Origin of the sequence: Massilia norwichensis (genome assembly GCF_024753245.1) — a bacterium.
GTDB lineage: Bacteria > Pseudomonadota > Gammaproteobacteria > Burkholderiales > Burkholderiaceae_D > Telluria > Telluria norwichensis.
In genome coordinates this window covers 241,165-260,231 of the sequence record NZ_JANUGX010000004.1, presented here as the reverse complement: position 1 = coordinate 260,231, position 19,067 = coordinate 241,165, and the positions used below count along the sequence as shown (strand labels likewise).

Here is a 19,067-nt window from a genome sequence, read left to right as displayed (position 1 = left end):
CATTCTAGCGCGCCTCGGTCCGGTGCGCGCTAAAAACCTTAACCAAAAACCACGGGTGGGGCGATGCTTGTAAATACGACGTCGTTCCGTGCGACATCATCGAAAAGCCTGCTGCTATCCTGCTCGCTTGCCGGGCCCGTCCCGGCGTGTTTACCTCATTGATTCAGGAATGCCATGCCGTTCGAATGTTTGCGCAGGGCCGGGGCGGCATGATCGGCCAGCGCTCGATCCGCACCAAGCTGGTCACGATCGTGATGTCGACCACGCTGGCAGCCCTCGCGGTGTCGGTTGGCACCGTGGTCGCGTACGACCTGCGCGGTTACCAGCGCGCGCTGCTGAACGATGTCACGACCCAGGCCGAACTGGTCGGCCACATGACCTCTGCCGCGCTGTCGTTCGACGACCCGCGCCTGGCGCGCGAAAACCTGGCGATGCTGCGCTCGCGGCCCAACGTGCGCGCGGCCGCCATCTACGACCAGAACGGCGCGCTATTCGCGACCTACCTGGCGCCGGGCGAAACCAGCAGCTTCCCGTCGCATCCGCAAGACGTCGGGCACGGCAGCAAAAGTTATGTGCGGGACGGCGACGAACTGGTGCTCTACAAGTCCATCGTCGAGAACGAGGACCGGTTGGGCACCGTCTACCTGCGCTCCACTAGCCAGCTCATGGGGCGGGTGCGCGATTATCTGCTGATCTGTATCGGCACCACGCTACTGGCATTGCTGGTCGCCTGGCTGCTGGTGCGCCGGCTCGGCCATACGATCACCACGCCGATCGACGCCATCACCAACATCGCCCGCGAAGTGGTGGCCAAGCGCGACTATTCACGACGCGCGCCGCGCATCAGCCAGGACGAGGCGGCGGCGCTGGTCGATTCCTTCAATGCGATGCTGACCGAGATCGAGCAGCGCACCCTGGCGTTGGAAAGTTCGAACCGCGAGATCGCGCGCGAGGCGCTGGAGCGCGCCCTGGCCCAGCAAGAGGTGATGCGCCTGAATAGCGAGCTCGAAGAGCGCGTGCACGAACGCACCATGCAGCTGGAGCTGGCCAATTCCGAGCTCGAACTGGCGATCGAGGAAGCGCGCAATGCCAACCAGGCCAAATCGGCCTTCCTGTCGTCGATGAGCCACGAGCTGCGCACGCCGCTCAACGCCATTCTCGGCTTTGCCCAGATCCTGGCGGCCGACAACCTGCCCACCACGCCCGAGCAGAAGAAGGAATTCGCCGGCCATATCCTGAAGTCGGGACGCCACCTGCTCACGCTCATCAACGAGATCCTCGACCTGGCCAAGGTGGAGGCGGGCGCGCTGACGCTGTCGATGGAGCCGGTGGGCCTGGCCGAGGTGCTGGCCGAATGCCGCACCATGATCGCGCCGCAGGCGGCCGCGCGCGGCATCCGCGTTCAATTCCCTGACAACGCCGCGGCCCTGGTCCAGGCCGACCGCACGCGCCTGAAGCAGGTGCTCTTGAATCTGCTGTCGAACGCGGTCAAGTACAACCGCGAGGGCGGCGAAGTCATTGTCGAGTGTGTTGCCTGCGGCGCGGACCGCCTGCGCCTGTCGGTACGCGATACCGGCATGGGCCTGCGCCCGGACCAGGTGGCCGCGCTGTTCCAACCCTTCAACCGCCTGGGGCAGGAGAACGGTACTCAAGAGGGCACCGGCATCGGCCTGGTGTTCACGCGGCGCCTGGTCACGATGATGAAGGGCGAGATCGGTGTCACCAGCACCCCGGGCGTGGGCTCGACTTTCTGGATCGAGCTGACGACTGCAGGCGGAACGAATGGCGCCCTGGCGCAGCTGGCGGTGCCGGCCCAGACCGAGGCCGGCCAGCCCGCGGCAGCCCCGGGCGCCGCTGCGCCGCGTTCCATCCTCTACATCGAGGACAATCCAGCCAACCTGCGCCTGGTGCAGGAGATCCTGTCCTTCCGCACCGACCTGACGCTGCTGGCCGCGTCCGACGGCCATGCCGGGCTGGCGCTGGCGCACACGCACCGTCCGGCGGCGATCCTGATGGACCTGAACCTGCCAGGCATGAGCGGCTTCGAGGTCCTGGCACAGCTGCGGCGCGATCCCGACACCGCGCACATCCCGGTGGTCGCCCTGACCGCCAACGCCATGCCGCGCGATATCGAGCGCGGCCTGTCGGCGGGGTTTGCCCGCTACCTCACCAAACCCATCGACATCGAACAATTCAATGAGGCCATTGACGGCGTGCTGGCCCAGCGCGCCGCAGAAGAAAGGACAGCCCCATGAGGACAGCCCCATGATTTCGCCTACGGATATCCGGCGTGCACGCATCCTGGTCGTCGACGACGAACCGGTCAACGTGCAACTGCTCGAATTCCTGCTCAAGACCAGCGGCTACGAACAGGTTTCGAGCACCACCGACCCGCGCCAGGTCGCCTCGCTGCACCTGCAGCACCGCTACGACCTGATCATCCTCGACCTGCAGATGCCGCACATGGACGGCTTCCAGGTGATGGAAGCCCTGAAGCCGATGGAACTCGAATCCTGGCTGCCGGTGCTGGTGGTGACGGCCGAACCGGACAAGAAGCTGGCTGCCCTCGAGGCCGGGGCGCGCGACTTCATCGGCAAGCCTTTCGATACGGTCGAGGTGCTGACGCGCATCCGGAATCTGTTGGAGGTACGCTTGTTCCACAAGGAGTCGCGTGAGTATGGCGCGCGCATGGAACGCAAGGTGCGCGAGCGTACCGCCGAGCTGCAGCGCTTCCGCGGTGCGATGGACGCCACCGCCGACGCCATCTTCCTGGTCGACGCACGCAGTATGGCGATGCTGGATGTGAGCGACGGCGCTTGCCGCATGCTGGGTTTTTCGCGCGAGGCGCTGCTGCGCATCGATCCGGTGGCGCTGGGCCTGGCCGAACGGGCGCAATTGGAGCGCTATGCCGATCCGGAGTCGAGCAAGCGCGAACACGACATCGTCGAGACCGAACTGCTGCGCGCCGACGGGCAGGGCGCGGTACCGGTCGAGATCAGCTGGCAGCTGCAGCAACTGGACCAGATGCGCATGCTGATCGCGGTGGCGCGCGATATCTCCGAGCGCATCCACGCGGCCCAGCGCCTGAAGCACATCTCGAATTACGACAGCCTGACCGGCCTGCCGAACCGCACCCTGTTCTTTCAGACCCTGCGCGACAACATCGAACTGGCGCAGGACAAGAATTGGCGCATCGCGGTGCTGTTCATCACGCTCGACCGCTTCAAGGTCATCAACGATTCGCTCGGCCCGGCGCTGGGCGACGAGCTGCTGCGCCAGTTCAGCACGCGTCTGGTGCGCTCCCTGCACCATCGCGACAGCCTTGGACGGCTGGGCGGCGACGAGTTCGCGCTGATTCTCACCACCACGCCGGAGCAGAAGGAAGAAGAAGCGGTCAGCGTCGCCAACGAAGTGAGGGAAGCGTTGCGCGCGCCGTTCGACCTGAACGGCCAGCAGGCCGCGCTGACGGCCAGCATCGGCATCGCCATGTATCCGGACGACGCCCGCGACCCCGGCACCCTGGTCAAGTATGCCGACGTGGCGATGGTCCGCGCGCGCGAGGCGGGCCGTGACGGCTACCGCTTCTTCACGGCCGGCATGAACGACCAGGTGCTGGCGCGCCTGGACCTCGAACTGGCGCTGCGCGGCGCCATCGACGGCAACCAGTTCGAGCTGCACTACCAGCCCAAGCTCGATCTCAACACGGGCCGCGTCAGCGGCGTCGAGGCGCTGCTGCGCTGGCGCCGTCCCGGCTTCGGCCTGGTCTACCCGGCCGAGTTCGTGCCCGTCATGGAGGAGACCGGGATGGTGGTGCGGGTCGGTTCCTGGATCATCGACGAAGCCTGCCGCCAGATCGCCGCCTGGAACAAGCAGAACGTGCGCGACGTGCGAATCGCGGTGAACGTCTCCAGCCGCCAGTTCGTCGAGGGCGACCTGGAGGGCGACATCCGCGCCGCGCTGGACAAGCACAAGGTCGACCCCGGCCTGCTCGAGCTCGAGCTGACCGAGAGCGCGCTGATGTCGAACTTCGAACACACGGTCCAGGTGCTGGAAAGCCTGAAGGCGCTCGGCATCCGCATCGCGATCGACGACTTCGGCACCGGCTATTCGAGCCTGGCCTACCTGAAGCGCTTCCCGATCGACAAGCTGAAGATCGACATCGCTTTTGTCCGCGACATCACGACCAATCCGGACGATGCCGCGATCGCGCTGGCCATCATCAGCATGGCGCACAGCCTGCACATGCAGGTGATTGCCGAGGGCGTGGAATCGCGCGCCCAGATGGCACTGCTGCGGCGCCACTTCTGCGACGAGATCCAGGGCTTCCACTTCTCGCGTGCGCTGCCGCCCGAGGAGCTGGGCAAGTTCGTGCTGGAGAACCGCGCGCAGCCGAGCCGCCCGGCGGCGGACGACCGGAACATGCAGACCATGCTGGTGGTGGACGACGACGTCAACGTGCTGGCCAGCCTGCACCGCCTGTTCCGGCGCGACAGCTACCGGGTGCTGACGGCGGCCACGCCGGCCGAGGCCTTCGAGCTGCTGGCGCTGTACCACGTGCAGGTGATCCTGTGCGACCAGCGCATGCCGGTGATGAGCGGGATCGAGTTCCTGAGCAAGGTGAAGGAGATGTACCCGGACACCATCCGCATCATCCTGTCCGGCTATACCGGCGTCGATACGGTGCTCGATTCGATCAACCGCGGCGCGATCTACCGCTTCTACACCAAGCCGTGGAACGATACCGAGCTGCGCGACAACGTGCGCCTGGCCTTCCGCCAGTACTGGCTGACGCATGGGCCGTATGACGACCGCAAGACGCCGCGCAAGGAGCAGGCGGCGTGAAAAGCGACGTCATTCCCGCGCAGGCGGGAATCCAAGTTTCGCGGGCACGGGGTGCCCACCCTACGTAGGGTGGGCACCCCGTGCCCACGGGTCAGGCGAAATGGTCCCAGCCGCGCAGCTTCAGTTCCAGCGGCGCGCCGTCCGCATCCACCAGCCGCAACCCCGGCGTGGCCTCGATCCGCCCTACGCGCGTGACCGGCGTACCCGACTGCGTCCCCGCCGCCAGGATCGCCGCGCGGTTCTCCGCTGGCGCCGTAAAGCACAACTCGTAATCATCGCCGCCCGCCGCCGTGAAGCGCCTGCGCAGTTCCGGGGACTGCCGCAGCAGCGCCGGCCCGGCCGGCAGCGCATCCACGTCCAGCACCGCACCCACCTTCGACGCTGTCAGGATGTGCCCGAGGTCGCCGACCAGCCCGTCCGAGATGTCCAGCGCCGCGTGCGCCAGCCGTCCCTCGGCCAGCAGCCGGCCCAGGGCCACGCGCGGCGTCGGCGCGTGCAGGCGCGGCGCGGCTACCTGCCGGTCCGCATCGCCCAGCGCGAGCTCGCCCAGCGCATCGGCCAGCGCCAGCCTGGCATCGCCCAGGGTGCCCGAAATCCAGAGGTCGTCGCCGGCCCGGGCCGCGTCGCGCCGCAGCGCCGTGCCGGGCGCCAGTTCGCCGAAGACCGTGATGCAGATATTCAGCGGCCCCTTCGTGGTGTCGCCGCCGACCAGCTCGCAGGCGTGCAGGTCGGCCAGCGCGAACAGGCCGCGCGAAAAGCCGTCCAGCCAGGCCGGCTCGGCGCCGGGCAGGGCCAGCGCCAGCGTGAAGCCGAGCGGCGCCGCGCCCATCGCCGCCAGGTCCGACAGGTTCACGGCCAGCGACTTGTGCCCGAGCGCGAACGGATCGGCGCCGGCCAGGAAATGCCGGCCCTCGACCAGCATGTCGGAGGAGACGGCCAACTGCATGCCGGGCGTGGGCGCCAGCAGGGCGCAGTCGTCGCCGACGCCGAGCACGGTGCGGCCGGAGGCGTCGATACGATCGCGGCGCGTGAAGTATTGTTTGATGAGGTCGAATTCGGAAAGCATCTTCAAATTCTAACTTGCTCGATCAGGCAGTAGTGCGAACGCCCGATCCTCAGGAAACCGATCCGGCGGCACCTTTAGCGATTAACTCATAATGACGCTATCAATTTTGCGCCGCATTCTGTCGTGTCCCCATCATAGGCATATGGCTTGCCTTCATGTCGTGCGCCCGCGCCATCAGGCTTGATCGCAAAGTTACCCTTGCACTTCGGGCACTGCGTCATGTCATCTTGAAGTGCTGCGACCACGCCGATTACGGTTGTGCCTGAGGATGCACTGATGACCTGGCCACCATGGTCGGTCTTGTCGTTGAGGCGAATTACGCCGCGTCCTTGATGTTTCATTGTTGGTCCTGTTCATTCATCGGTAGGCATCGTGATTTGAGCGTCACCGGCTTGAAGCTGCAATATCGGCTTTAGGGGGGATGTAGTACGAGCCTTCAGGTGCGCCAGGCACTTTGACTCTGAATTTCAGTCCAGATAGCAGCTTGTCCCACAACGCCACTGCTTCGTCATCACTAAGCGATGCGGCTTTCGCGGCCCCAACCGTGTTGTGCTCGACTTTGGTGTACATGTTGACGAGGAATTCGGACGGGTTGGCGACATCCTTTGGTGTGCCGACGAATCCCCATTCGAAATCGTGCACCCCATCCGTGCGCCGGATGAGGGATTCTTCGCCGTGCCAGTGCTGCACATTCCGCTTTCCTTCGCGCAGGAGGGTACGCAACGGGTATGAGATCCCCTGTTCCTTCTGCGCCCCGTGGATGCGCGCCAGCAGGGACAGTTCTTCTACTTTCATGCGTGCGAATTCTTCCTTGGAATAGTCAGCATATGCATCCTTGTTCGAGCTTATCGAAAAGGTTACGTCAGGGAGACTGGGAAGATGGATGCCGACGTTGACCATTTCCTGGTCACCATAAAAAGAACTGGCCATGAAGCCGTGCTCGATGCAGTAACCCTCGTCGGAGGGGACTTCATCTTTGGTCCGCAAGCGCAGACTTTTCGCCCGGTTGGCTTCCATCGCCACAATTTGCTCCTCGGACTTTTTCGAATCGCCCCCACCCAAAAGAAAAATCAGGTCGCTCTTATTGACATAGGTATTAAAAAAATGAAGGTTAAATCGCTTGGATGCCTTGTCTTCGTAATAGCGAATCTGCCAACTGCCTTCAATCGGCCCGCGGTCGTTGTAGGTGATGTCGGCGTCGTCATCGGCGAATTTCAGTTTCGCGATGTCTTTATCGACGAGGGTCTTGATTGCGTTCTGGTCGCCCTTGAAGAGATAAATTTTGGATGGAAAGGAAGCACTTCCCCACACCACTTGCGCTTCTTTGGGAACGGTAAGCGCATAGCGGCCAAAGCAGACCAGCTTGGTTTCCTTGAACAAGTTTTTCAAGCGAAGGCTCAAGGCGACAGGTTCGGGCACGGCATTCTCCTTGTAGGCATAGGTCTTCGAGCAAGTCATCAGCGATGCCGCCACCAGCAGGGCGGCGCCTCCAATCAACGCAGTCCGCTTGTTTGCACGCATGGTCACTCCCATTTCGCCGTTGTGGCGATCTTGGCGATGGCATGCAGCATCGACGCCAGCACATGCGGATGCGCATAGCTGTCCTGGTGTTCGTAGCCGCTGCCCTTGGCTTGCCCATGCGCGAACAGAGTGCCGGCGATCTTGCGAGCCGAGCGTTCGGCCGGTACCGTTTCGTCGCCGGCCGCGTCCCCCGGCTGCAATTTGAGCGTCAACACCTTCGCTCCGGCCTGTACCGTCAACGTTCCCTTCTTATCGTCCGTTAAGAGTTTCCAGGTATCGGCTGGCGGCAGCGAAATATGGCGGGTGTCCCAGACTTCAGGGTTCATGACCTTGAACACTAAGCTGCCATAGCTCTTGTGCTCATCTGATGCGCAATAGCTGGCATAACACTGCGACGGGTGAAACGTCGTTCCGATGGTGTCGAGAAATTTATTAGCAGAAGCCAAGCGCTTCCACACCTTAGCCAACCCTCCGCCATCTTTCTCAAGAACGTTGCCGGGATTGACCCAGTCTGGATGGATGAGGCGCCACCAGTTTTGCCGCGACTGCAGGTAAATGCTGTCGAGTGCGTTTTCGTTCCCCTGCGGCCAGCTGCGGATCGTCCTGCCGCACCCATCCACGACCTTCAGCCAGTCCTTGCCATACCCAGTAGCTGGCAATAATTCCAGCGGCGCTGGCGCATTGGCGAGGATGGCCGTGGCGTGCTGGCCGTCGATCCCGATGATCTCGGCGAAAATTTCCGCCTTGATCCCTTCCTTTTCCTGGAAGCCGAAGCGCATGCGCCGGTAAGCGGCGGCGGCACCCAGGGTCGGCATGGCGCTGTGGTACATGCCCAGCACTTTCACTGCTGGATCGTTCAACAGCTTTCCGTACTTGGGATGGAGCAGCGCACGGCCGACCAAGCCGCCCATGCTGTGCGTGACGACGATCACCTCGCTGCACTTGAAGTCGCGCTGCTGGTAGCCGCGCACCAGTCCCCTGATCCGCTCGGCGATGACCTTCGCCGACTCGCCATTGCTCTTCAGGTAGTTGTAGCCCATTGCGTGCACTGGATACCAGCAGGCGGCGATTTTTTTCAAGTCATCCCTGTCGACCTCCAGGCCGGACGATGGCCCGAATAATGAGGTATAGGAACCGGATTTCCAGCATCCATAGGGATCGAGCAGGCCGTTGCGTGAGATGTTGTTGAGATAGCGCTCTGCCGTTTTCAGCATTTCCCCGTACGCGCCGGCGAACAGCACTTCGCTCCATCCGCGCCAGCGCGCCACTTGGGCCGCACTTTCCAGCTTGCCGAAGTCGCGTCGGCCCGGTGGCGGCATCTGCGTCCTGATTAGTGGCAGAATCGGGGACAGGCTGTCGGGTACGTTCCGATGGCGGGCGTCGGCAGCCAAGGTTTCCTTGCCTTCTGGGTCGAATCGCCCTTTGTCTTCCGTGTAGTGGTAATACTCGACCTCAGTCTCGTTCGGGTCGAACACGAGTTGCCGCTGCGCCGGGGAGGCTTTCCGGAACCAGCCGCCCAGCCCTACCTTGGCGCCGACCGACAAGGGACTGGACACGAGATCGTCAGGACGCCAGGCCCGATTGTCGGCGCGTTTCAACTCATCCTGGCGCTTCTTGCTCATGCGCAGGTTGCTGCCCATTACCCCCGGCAGGAAGATGACGGGAATGACTTTGCCGGGTGGGACTGTCACGTCGTGCCGGATCGTATCGCTGGTTTCGGTCATGTGCACCGTGTATTCGGCCCAGCCGCCGACGCCTTGGCTGAATTCTCCTTGATAATTGCCGCGCTCGTTCAGAACCTTGTCTTCGTTCATGGGAGTTCGCCTTTCCATCGGATTTTATAGCTCTCCATTCCTTCTCCTTTTTGCCTTCCCGTTGTTCCGTTTGCCGCTGTCGTTCCGGTCCCTGTGCCGTCTTGTCTTACCAATTCAAAGGGAACTTTGGGCGCTGGCTTGCCATTCACTTGCAGGAAGTTCACTTCTTGGTCGAAGCGATAGCCGGTGGGCTTCTCGTTGAAAGCTTGCGAAACGCTCTTGGGAGGCAAGGTTTCTAAATTGCCGTGAAAGAGCACAGGCGACGAAGTGAAGAACTGCGTTTGATCGCTGATCTCAACCATGTGGTTGGCGCCCTGCAGCCTTACTCCTTTCTTGCCCCTGATCGTCACCCAGTCGGACTCGCTCAAGAGCGCAAGCACCTTGTTGGCGATGATCTCTACGTCATCCTCTTGCGCCTGCACGGCCACCTTGCCGCCGGCAGCGATCAGCTTTATGCCTGCCCTGTGCACGAATAGCCTGAACGTCTTACCGATACTGGCGAACACGCCGTCGACGCTGGCGATCGACAGGCTTTTGCCGCTGGTGATGGCGGTATGGCGGCTGCTAGCGATGTGAGTGGACTGTGCTGAGCTAAACTCAATACCAGCCGGGCTCGCGACGACCAGGTGTGGCTCGGCCAATTCCGGAAACTCGCCCTTGCCGCCGCCCCGGATGCTTTGGTTCTGGGATTTGAGGTCCTCGACGGCATCCGCTTGCTGGGGTTCCTGTTTCTCCTGAGCGCCATAGTGCTGCGCCATCCCGGTCAACTGCTCCTGCACGTCTGCGGCAGCCGACAACCGCTGGATCGTCTCGCCTATGTCCTTGATATGGGAAGATGCGTTCGGCCGCGCTTCTGTGGTGATGAGCATGCCTTGGCTCGCGCGCGCCACGCCTACGGCGTTGGTGGCCAATTCCCATCCTTCGCCACGCGGGTCTTTTCTTCCGGACGTGTCCTCGACGCGGGTAATATGCCCAAGCGACAGCTGACTGCACTGATGATCGCTCTTCAGCTGCGCCTGGATCTTCCCTGGCGTATCGTCCAGCACCAAATGATTGCCACGCTCGCTCGCTGCACCCGACTCCAACTCACGACTGCGCAAACCCATCAAAGCCTGCTGCTCCGGCAACTTCCACGGCGGCATGTGCGTAAAGTTGTACAGCACACCCAGAATCAGCGGATGGTCGATATTGCCGTTGACAAAGACCACGCCCACTTCCTCGCCCACCCGCGGCAGGCGGATGTTCCCGAACTCGACCCCAGCCCCAGGCGACATCACGCGTACCCAAGCGGAGCTATTCTCGTCGCGATTGCCCAGCCGGTCCCAGTGGAACTGGATTTTGACCCGCCCGTAGCCGTCGGTATGAATCTCGGCGCCTGCCGGCCCGACCACGATGGCGGTCTGGATGCCGTGATAGACGCAGGGTTGGCTGTTGTAGTGGCGGCCCGGCCGCCACGAGATATCCCTGCGCATGCAGCGGAAGGTGTTCTCGTAGTTCGACGGCGCGCCCGGCCCGGCCTGGTAATTGTTGCTGGCTTCGTGCTCGACCGAGAGAATCAGGTAGTCGCGGTCGCGGATGCTGGGCTTGGCCGGCTCGTCGCGCTTGGGTACGCGAAGCTCGGCGCTGAAATGGTCTGCAAGCTTGAAGCACCGGCCTGGCTGGGCGGTGCGGTCGTTGCCGCGGGCTTCGAAGGTTTGCGTGTTCGCGTCGCGCTCGCCCATACGCTGCTGTGCGAGGCGTTCGCCCTCGTCGTGGGTGCGGAAACCGTAGGCGCCCGTGTCTTCGTAGATTTCGTAGGGATAGACGTCGCCCTGGTTGTTCAGAGACTCGGCGGTCGAGCGCTGCGCGACCGGGTTCTTGTAGTCGAAGCTGACCAGCGTCGTCTGGCCGGAGCCGAGGCGGCGCATGGGAATCCATTCACGGATGCCGTCGTCTTCGAGCGAACCGGCCTTGTCGCGGAACGGTATCTCTCCGGAATCGTCGATGCCGGTCGGATCGATGGGCTGGGCGAGCGTACTCCTGTCCCTGAGAAAGAGCGTGTGCCCGTCCGCCCGGTGCTCGTAGTAATAGTGCAGCCCGAGTTCTTCCCAGCGCCGGTGCAAGTGGTTGTAGTCCGTCTCGTCGTACTGGTTGGCGCAGGTCAGCCGGGGATACTCCTCGACGATGACCGGATGCCAGTCGGCCTGGCGGTACTGGGCAAAGGTGAGTTCGGTAATTTCGATGACGCTCTTGCCAAGGAACGAACGGTTGTCCTTGCGCAGCTTGGTGAAGGCCAGCCAGGGTTCCAGGACCATGTGGTAGAACGCGAAGCCGCCGTCGGCGCGCAGGAAGCGGAATTCCGTGACATAGCCGTTGAAGTAGCGCAGCGAGCCGTCTTCGCGCACGAGCGAGATCGTGACCATCCTGGCCATCATCGCCTTCAGGGGAATCTCTACGTCGTCCGACAGGAGTTCGACCTCTATGCGAAAGCAGCGTGAGACTTCCTCGTGCGCCTTGAGCCGGTTCGGCAGGAGTATGCGATCCGGCCCGTCGTTGTAGGGGAATTCCAGGCGCATCAGGCGGTCGTGCTGCGCATCGAGACTAAACGCCGATAGCGCAGCTCCCGCCGGGATTGCTTGCTTACTCTCCACAATTCACTCCCATGGTCATGTAAATTGCACTAGCGCAAAAAGAAAATTGCACAGCGGTGAAGTTAATCGCGGGGTCCTGAGTTGAACTTGAGCAAGGTCAATTTATTAAAAAGTTGTTTTTTCGGCAGCTTCGTCCATCGGTCTTACTGATTGCCAGCCATGCCGTTGGTAAAAATACGTACACGATTAGAGGATTCACTCTGATAAAATCACAAGCCCCCAGTCAGTCAGTCGGAAGGCCTGCAAAGCATGAATTCGTCAATCGACAAAAAAGAAGAATTACGCCAACAACTGCGTGCTGCAGCGCTCGAATACCACCAGATTCCCCGCCCAGGCAAGATCGCCGTCACGCCCACCAAGTCCGTGCTGAACCAGCGCGACCTGGCGCTGGCCTACTCGCCGGGCGTGGCTGCGCCCTGCGAAGAGATCGTCAAGGACCCGGCCAACTCCTATAAATACACCGCGCGCGGCAACCTGGTCGCGGTCATTTCGAACGGTACCGCCGTCCTCGGCCTGGGCAATATCGGCCCGCTGGCATCGAAGCCGGTCATGGAAGGCAAGGGCGTGCTGTTCAAGAAGTTTGCCGGCATCGACGTCTTCGACATCGAGATCGCCGAGAACGACCCGGACAAGCTGATCGAGGTGATCGCCGCGCTCGAACCTACGTTTGGCGGCGTCAACCTCGAAGACATCAAGGCGCCGGAGTGCTTCTACATCGAGCGCAAACTGCGCGAGCGGATGAAGATTCCGGTCTTCCACGACGACCAGCACGGCACCGCGATCATCGTCGGTGCTGCCATCCTGAACGGCCTGAAGGTCGTCAACAAGGACATCAAGAACTGCAAGCTGGTGGTGTCTGGCGCGGGCGCGGCGGCACTGGCCTGCCTGGAGCTGATCGTCGACCTCGGCTTCCCGATCGAGAACATCTGGGTCACCGATCTGGCCGGCGTGGTCTATAAAGGCCGCACCGAGCTGATGGACCCGGACAAGGAACGCTTCGCCCAGGAGACCGAACTGCGCTCGCTGAGCGAGGTGGTTCCGGGTGCCGACATCTTCCTGGGCCTGTCCGCCGGCGGCGTGCTCAAGCCAGAGATGGTGGCGAAGATGGCGCCGAACCCGCTAATCCTGGCGCTGGCCAACCCGAATCCGGAAATCCTGCCGGAAGACGCGAAGGCCGTGCGCAGCGACGTGATCATCGCCACCGGCCGTTCGGACTACCCGAACCAGGTCAACAACGTCCTGTGCTTCCCCTACATGTTCCGTGGCGCGCTGGACTGCGGCGCGACCACCATCACGCGCGAAATGGAAATCGCGGTGGTGCATGCGATCGCCGAACTGGCCCACGCCGAACAGTCGGACATCGTGGCCTCGGCCTACGGTATCTCGAACCTGTCCTTCGGGCCGGAATACCTGATCCCGATGCCCTTCGATCCGCGCCTGCTGACCCACATCGCCCCGGCAGTGGCGAAGGCGGCGATGGATGGCGGCGTCGCCACCCGTCCGATCCAGGACCTGGCCGCCTACGCCGAGAGCCTGCAGCAGTTCGTGTACCGCAGCGGCTCCTTCATGAAGCCGCTGTTCCAGGTCGCCAAGAGCGCACCAAGCGAGCTCAAGCGCATCGTCTACGCCGAGGGCGAGGACGAGCGCGTGCTGCGCGCGGTGCAGGTGGTGGCCGACGAGAACCTGGCCCGTCCGATCCTGGTCGGCCGTCCAAAGGTGCTGGAGCAGCGCATCGAGAAGTTCGGCCTGCGCCTGAAGCAGGGTGTGCACTACGACGTCATCAACCCCGACTTCGATGAGCGCTACCGCGACTACTGGCAGACCTACCACCAGATGGTGATGCGCAAGGGCGTGACCGCGGACATGGCCAAGCTGGCGATGCGCCGCCGCCACACCCTGATCGGCGCGATGATGATCCACAAGGGCGATGCCGACGGCATGATCTGCGGCACCTACGGCACCACCCACGCCCACCTGGAATTCATCGACAAGGTGCTGGGCATGCGCCCGGGCGCCAACGTGTACGCGGCGATGAACTTCGTCATCACCGAAGAGCGCCAGCTGGCAATGGTCGACACCCACGTCAACGAGAACCCGAGCGCGGAGGAGCTGGCCGAGATCACGATCATGGCGGCCGAGGAGCTGGAGCGTTTCGGCATCACGCCGCGCGCGGCGCTGCTGTCGCATTCGAACTTCGGCACCTCGAACAGCGAATCGGCGCAGAAGATGCGCGCCGCGCTGGCCCTGGTGCAGCAGAAGGCGCCGAACCTGGAAATCGACGGCGAAATGCACGGCGACGCCGCCCTGGATTCGAAGCTGCGCGCGAAGATCATGCCGCAGTCGACGCTGAAGGGCGACGCCAACCTGGTGGTGATGCCGAACATCGAATCGGCCAACATCGCCTACAACCTGCTCAAGACCGCGGCCGGCAACGGCATCGCCGTCGGTCCGGTGCTGCTGGGCTGCGCCCGTCCGGTGCATATCCTGACGCCGTCGGCCACCGTGCGCCGGATCGTCAATATGACCGCGCTGTGCGTGGTGGATGCCGTCTCGGCGCGCTGAGATTTAACATTCTCTGTTTTAAAAAGGCCGTTCGCGGCCTTTTTCATGCCCGCTGCCGCTCTGGTTGTCTGAAAAATGTAGAAGTTCCCTACATCTGAAGAACTTGTAATGATCCTTGAGGCAGACGTAACAATGCGTAATCACGCGCCGTCCTTCAGCGGTTTCAGGTGATAATAGTCAAGCATCACTTGTATCTTTTGCACGATTTCTCCCGTGCAAGGCTTCTGGCATTAGCTCTGTTACAATGCGGGGTTTGTCGGAATGTTATCTGGTCCGGAATCCCTAGCGCCTGCCGCTTGCTGCGGTGGCATCCTCGACCAGCACCTGGAAATACCTAGAACATGCAAACACTGAAACGAGCCCTGATTACCGGTATTACGGGCCAGGACGGCGCTTATCTGGCGCAACTGCTTCTGGAAAAAGGGTATCACGTGACCGGTACCTTCCGCCGGTCCAGCTCGGTCAACTTCTGGCGCATCGCGGAACTGGGCATCGAAAACCACCCGAACCTGTCGCTGGTGGAATACGACCTGACCGACCTGTCGTCCAGCATCCGCCTGATGGAAACCTCGCGCCCGGACGAAGTCTACAACCTGGCGGCGCAGAGCTTTGTCGGCGTCTCCTTCGAGCAGCCGGTCACCACCGCATCGATCACCGGCCTGGGCGCCGTCAACCTGCTCGAAGCGATCCGCATCGTGCATCCGACGGCGCGCTTCTACCAGGCCTCGACTTCCGAGATGTTCGGCAAGGTCCAGGCCGTGCCGCAGGTCGAAAGCACGCCCTTCTATCCGCGCAGCCCGTATGGCGTGGCCAAGCTGTATGCGCACTGGATGACCGTCAACTACCGCGAGTCCTATGGCATCTTCGGCAGCTCGGGCATCCTGTTCAACCACGAGTCGCCGCTGCGCGGCCGCGAATTCGTGACCCGCAAGATCACCGATTCGGTGGCCAAGATCGTGCTCAACAAGCTCGACGTGCTCGAGCTGGGCAACCTGGACGCCAAGCGCGACTGGGGCTATGCCCGCGAATACGTGGAAGGCATGTGGCGCATGCTGCAGGCGGACCAGCCGGACACCTTCGTGCTGGCCACCAACCGCACCGAAACTGTGCGCGACTTCGTCACCATGGCGTTTCGCGGTGCCGGTGTCGACGTCGAATGGAAGGGCCAGGGCGAGGAAGAGACCGGCCACTGCGGCCGCACCGGCAAGCTGCTGGTGCGCGTGTCGCCCAAGTTCTACCGTCCGGCCGAAGTCGACCTGCTGATCGGCGATTCCAGCAAGGCCAGGCGCGAACTGGGTTGGCAGGCCACCACCACGCTGGAACAGCTGTGCCAAATGATGGTCGACGCCGACCTGCGTCGCAACGAACTGGGGTTCTCGTTCTGACATGAACCGTATGGTCACGCAAGAGATCGTTGGCCTGAGCGAGCCGCGCGAAGGTGAGGGCAAGCGCGCCCTGATCACCGGCTTGCGTGGCTTTACCGGCTACTACATGGCGCGCGAGCTGACTGCCGCCGGCTACCAGGTCCACGGCACCGTCCTGCCGGGCGAGCCCACCGGCCCGGACATCTTTGCCGTCGACCTGCTCGACCGTGCCTCGGTGGCAGCGGCGGTCGAAAAGGTACAGCCGGACGTGGTTGTGCACCTGGCCGCGATCGCCTTCGTGGCCCACAACGATGCCGACCAGATGTACCGCGTCAACGTGGTCGGCACCCGCAATCTGCTGGAAGCGCTGGCGGCCGGCTCGCACAAGCCGTCCAGCGTGCTGCTGGCTTCGTCCGCCAACATCTACGGCAACGCCCGCGTGCCGGTCATCGACGAAAGCGTGGCCCCGAATCCGGCCAACGACTACGCGGTCAGCAAGCTGGCGATGGAATACATGGCGCGCCTGTGGATGGACAAGCTGCCGATCGTGATCGCGCGCCCCTTCAACTACACCGGGGTAGGCCAAACCGAAAACTTCCTGCTGCCGAAGATCGTCTCCCACTTTCGCAAGGAGGCGCGCCGCATCGAACTGGGCAACCTGGCGATCGCACGCGACTTTTCCGACGTGCGCATGGTAGCCAAGAGCTACCGCCGCCTGCTGGCGGCAGCCCCGAGCGGCGAAGCCTTCAATGTTTGCTCGGGCCAGCCGCATACGCTGGAAAGCCTGATCGACATGATGAGCGAGATCGCCGGCTACCGTATCGAAGTGCACGTCAACCCGGCCTTCGTACGCGCCAACGAGGTGCTCACGCTCACCGGCAGCAACGCCAAGCTGACCGGGGTCATCGGCAAGATCGAGCCGACCCCGCTGCTGGAAACGCTGCGCTGGATGTACACGGCGTGAGTGGACTGCGAGTCGGCCTGGGAACGACCATGATCGAACCTGGTTTCACTGGCGGACGGCTGGACGGGATCGGGGTCTACACCGACGCCCTGTTGCGCCACCTGCCGGCGGCCGATTGCGAGGTGCAGCCCTTCTCCTGGCCCGAAGGGCAGACGCCGCCGAGCGAAGGCCGGGCGCTGCCGCAATCCTTCGGCCGCGCCACGATGGTCGACCTCCTGAGCCCGGGGGCGCACCGGATCCACATGCCGCTCGACGTGTTCCACGTGCCCGACTACCGGGTGGTGCGGATGGATTGTCCGGTGGTGGCGACCCTGCACGACGCGCTGCCGATCAAGCATCCCGAGTGGTGCAACCCGCGCCTGCGCGGACTGAAGAACTGGTTGCAGCGCAAGGCGGCGCAGAAGGCCGATCACGTGATCGCCGTGTCGCAATACGCGGTCGAGGAACTGGTCGAGTGCTTCGGCGTCGACGAGCGCCGCATCTCGGTGGTGCCGAATGGCGTCGACGAGGCCTGGCTGGAAGCGCCGGCGCCGGAGGCGGTGGCGGCAACATTGGCGGCTTACGGTCTGCGCCCGGGATATTTTCTGTTCGTCGGCACGCTGCAGCCGCGCAAGAATGTCGAGCGCCTGCTGGACGCGTACCTGGCGCTGCCGCAGCCAGTGCGCGACGAGCGCCAGCTGGTCATCGTCGGCAATGCCGGCGCGCGCTCGGAAGCGCTGCAGCGACGCATTGCCGCTGCAGCCCAGGACGGGGCCGGGGTGATCTGGCTGAACCGCCTGACCGACAGCGCGCAGCTGCGTCACGTGTATGCCGGCGCCGGCGTGTTCGTGTTCGCCTCGCTGTACGAGGGCTTTGGTATTCCGCTGCTCGAGGCCTTCGCGTCCGGGGTGCCGGTGGTGACCTCCAACGTGACCTCGCTGCCGGAAGTCGCGGACGGTGCGGCGCTGGAAGTCGATCCGCTCGACGCCGGCGCCATCCGCGATGCGATGCTGGCCCTGGTGCGCGAGCCCGCGTTGCGCAGCCGCTGCATCGCCGCCGGACGGGCGCGCGCGGCCCAGCTGACCTGGAGTGCGACGGCGCGCAAAACCGCCGCCGTCTACCGCTCACTCATCTGAAGATTTCGAGATCTAGCGATTTAGCCATGCGTATCCTTCACTTCTACAAGACCTATTACCCCGATTCGGTGGGCGGGATCGAACAGGTCATCCGCCAGATGTGCGTCGGGACCGGGCGGCTGGGGGTGAGCAACCAGGTGCTGTCGCTGTCGCGCGAACCCAATCTCCAGCCTTTCGAATTCGAAGGCCACATGGTGCACCGGGTGCCGCACAACTTCGAACTGGCCTCGAACGCGGTGTCGGTGCAGGCGATTTCCGAGCTGGCGCGCATGGCGCGCGACGCCGACGTGGTGCACTACCATTTCCCGTGGCCCTTCATGGACCTGGCCCACTTCCTGGCGCGCGTGAACAAGCCCAGCGTGGTGACCTACCATTCCGACATCGTGCGCCAGAAGGCCCTGCTGCGCTTGTACCAGCCGCTGCAGCACCGCTTCCTGCAGAGCGTGGATGCGATCGTGGCGACGTCGCCGAATTATCTCGGCTCGTCGACGGTGCTGGACCGTTACCGCGACAAGACCCGCGTGATCACCTTCGGCCTGGACAAGACCAGCTATCCGGCGCCGGAACAGGCGCGCCTGGACCACTGGCGGGCCAAGGTCGGGCCGAAGTTCTTCCTGTTCGTGGGCGTGCTGCGCTACTACAAGGGGCTGCATATCCTGCTGGACGCGGTGGCGGGGACCGATTACCCGGTGGTGATCGTCGGCGCCGGTCCGATCGAGCAGGAATTGAAGGCCCACGCCGCGCGCCTGGGCCTGAAGAACGTGATGTTCGTCGGGAAGCTGGACGATCCCGACAAGGTGGCACTGCTCAAGCTGTGCTATGCGGTGGCCTTCCCCTCGCACCTGCGCTCGGAAGCCTTCGGCATCTCGCTGCTGGAAGGCGCGATGTTCGGCAAACCCATGATCTCGAGCGAGATCGGCACCGGTACCACCTATATCAACATCGATCGCCAGACCGGCCTGGTGGTGCCGCCCTCGGACCACGAAGCCCTGCGCGAGGCAATGCGCACGCTGTGGGACGATCCGGCGCTGGCCCAGGAAATGGGCCGCCGCGCCGAGGCGAGGTACTGGCAGCTGTTCACTGCCGAGCAGATGGCCGATGGCTATGCGAGCCTGTACCAGGAACTGGTGGCGCGCCGTGAGGAAGTGGGATTGACGCCTGCGGCCAGGCTGGGCTAGGAACGTCGTTC

12 protein-coding genes are annotated in these 19,067 nt (G+C 63.3%); 7 read left to right on the top strand and 5 right to left on the bottom strand.

Features of this window, described 5'->3' with window-relative positions; translation table 11 throughout:
- The first annotated feature begins 185 nt into the window (after nucleotides 1-185).
- On the top strand, nucleotides 186-2,255 hold the full coding sequence (locus NX782_RS05750; RefSeq protein ID WP_258844454.1) for a sensor histidine kinase, YfiR-like protein-associated: 2,070 nt from the start codon (nucleotides 186-188) through the stop codon (nucleotides 2,253-2,255).
- A 10-nt stretch (nucleotides 2,256-2,265) separates the two neighbouring features.
- On the top strand, nucleotides 2,266-4,842 hold the full coding sequence (locus NX782_RS05745) for an EAL domain-containing protein (RefSeq protein ID WP_258844453.1): 2,577 nt from the start codon (nucleotides 2,266-2,268) through the stop codon (nucleotides 4,840-4,842).
- Between the two features lie 91 nt (nucleotides 4,843-4,933).
- Here NX782_RS05745 and thiL read toward each other — a convergent pair whose 3' ends face one another.
- From thiL to NX782_RS05720, 5 genes are all read right to left on the bottom strand, one after another.
- Entirely contained in the window at nucleotides 4,934-5,908 is a 975-nt protein-coding gene (gene thiL, locus NX782_RS05740; protein WP_258844452.1) for a thiamine-phosphate kinase, read from the bottom strand.
- Nucleotides 5,909-5,994: 86 nt separating this feature from the next.
- On the bottom strand, nucleotides 5,995-6,249 hold the full coding sequence (locus tag NX782_RS05735) for a PAAR domain-containing protein (protein WP_258844451.1): 255 nt from the start codon (nucleotides 6,247-6,249) through the stop codon (nucleotides 5,995-5,997).
- Between the two features lie 43 nt (nucleotides 6,250-6,292).
- Complete coding sequence (locus NX782_RS05730) at nucleotides 6,293-7,429, bottom strand: T6SS immunity protein Tli4 family protein (protein WP_258844450.1); 1,137 nt, start codon at nucleotides 7,427-7,429, stop codon at nucleotides 6,293-6,295.
- A 2-nt stretch (nucleotides 7,430-7,431) separates the two neighbouring features.
- Nucleotides 7,432-9,243: an esterase/lipase family protein gene (locus NX782_RS05725; protein WP_258844449.1), complete on the bottom strand. Its 1,812-nt coding sequence runs from the start codon at nucleotides 9,241-9,243 to the stop codon at nucleotides 7,432-7,434.
- Nucleotides 9,240-11,798 (bottom strand): type VI secretion system Vgr family protein, encoded by a 2,559-nt coding sequence (locus NX782_RS05720; RefSeq protein ID WP_258844448.1) that lies wholly within the window; start codon nucleotides 11,796-11,798, stop codon nucleotides 9,240-9,242. The genes NX782_RS05725 and NX782_RS05720 overlap by 4 nt, the downstream gene beginning before the upstream one ends.
- Before the next feature lie 324 nt (nucleotides 11,799-12,122).
- Between NX782_RS05720 and NX782_RS05715 the strand changes: the two genes are divergently transcribed.
- The 5 genes from NX782_RS05715 to NX782_RS05695 all read left to right on the top strand — a co-directional run bounded on the left by NX782_RS05715 (nucleotide 12,123) and on the right by NX782_RS05695 (nucleotide 19,056).
- Nucleotides 12,123-14,435: an NADP-dependent malic enzyme gene (locus NX782_RS05715; protein ID WP_258844447.1), complete on the top strand. Its 2,313-nt coding sequence runs from the start codon at nucleotides 12,123-12,125 to the stop codon at nucleotides 14,433-14,435.
- Nucleotides 14,436-14,776: 341 nt separating this feature from the next.
- Complete coding sequence (gene gmd / locus NX782_RS05710) at nucleotides 14,777-15,820, top strand: GDP-mannose 4,6-dehydratase (protein ID WP_258844446.1); 1,044 nt, start codon at nucleotides 14,777-14,779, stop codon at nucleotides 15,818-15,820.
- Nucleotide 15,821: 1 nt separating this feature from the next.
- Entirely contained in the window at nucleotides 15,822-16,763 is a 942-nt protein-coding gene (locus NX782_RS05705; RefSeq protein WP_370661766.1) for a GDP-mannose 4,6-dehydratase, read from the top strand.
- Between the two features lie 29 nt (nucleotides 16,764-16,792).
- Complete coding sequence (locus NX782_RS05700) at nucleotides 16,793-17,878, top strand: glycosyltransferase family 4 protein (RefSeq protein ID WP_258844445.1); 1,086 nt, start codon at nucleotides 16,793-16,795, stop codon at nucleotides 17,876-17,878.
- 26 nt (nucleotides 17,879-17,904) lie between these two features.
- On the top strand, nucleotides 17,905-19,056 hold the full coding sequence (locus NX782_RS05695; RefSeq protein WP_258844444.1) for a glycosyltransferase family 4 protein: 1,152 nt from the start codon (nucleotides 17,905-17,907) through the stop codon (nucleotides 19,054-19,056).
- Nucleotides 19,057-19,067 lie beyond the last annotated feature (11 nt).

Bases quoted from the DNA above. Each gene is read 5' to 3' on its own strand.
- NX782_RS05695 (WP_258844444.1), top strand. From the start codon at position 17,905: ATGCGTATCCTTCACTTCTACAAGACCTATTACCCCGATTCGGTGGGC.
- NX782_RS05750 (WP_258844454.1), top strand. From the start codon at position 186: ATGTTTGCGCAGGGCCGGGGCGGCATGATCGGCCAGCGCTCGATCCGC.
- thiL (WP_258844452.1), bottom strand. From the start codon at position 5,908: ATGCTTTCCGAATTCGACCTCATCAAACAATACTTCACGCGCCGCGAT.
- NX782_RS05725 (WP_258844449.1), bottom strand. From the start codon at position 9,243: ATGAACGAAGACAAGGTTCTGAACGAGCGCGGCAATTATCAAGGAGAA.
- gmd (WP_258844446.1), top strand. From the start codon at position 14,777: ATGCAAACACTGAAACGAGCCCTGATTACCGGTATTACGGGCCAGGAC.
- NX782_RS05745 (WP_258844453.1), top strand. From the start codon at position 2,266: ATGATTTCGCCTACGGATATCCGGCGTGCACGCATCCTGGTCGTCGAC.
- NX782_RS05730 (WP_258844450.1), bottom strand. From the start codon at position 7,429: ATGCGTGCAAACAAGCGGACTGCGTTGATTGGAGGCGCCGCCCTGCTG.
- NX782_RS05700 (WP_258844445.1), top strand. From the start codon at position 16,793: ATGATCGAACCTGGTTTCACTGGCGGACGGCTGGACGGGATCGGGGTC.
- NX782_RS05735 (WP_258844451.1), bottom strand. From the start codon at position 6,249: ATGAAACATCAAGGACGCGGCGTAATTCGCCTCAACGACAAGACCGAC.
- NX782_RS05715 (WP_258844447.1), top strand. From the start codon at position 12,123: ATGAATTCGTCAATCGACAAAAAAGAAGAATTACGCCAACAACTGCGT.
- NX782_RS05720 (WP_258844448.1), bottom strand. From the start codon at position 11,798: ATGCGCCTGGAATTCCCCTACAACGACGGGCCGGATCGCATACTCCTG.
- NX782_RS05705 (WP_370661766.1), top strand. From the start codon at position 15,822: ATGAACCGTATGGTCACGCAAGAGATCGTTGGCCTGAGCGAGCCGCGC.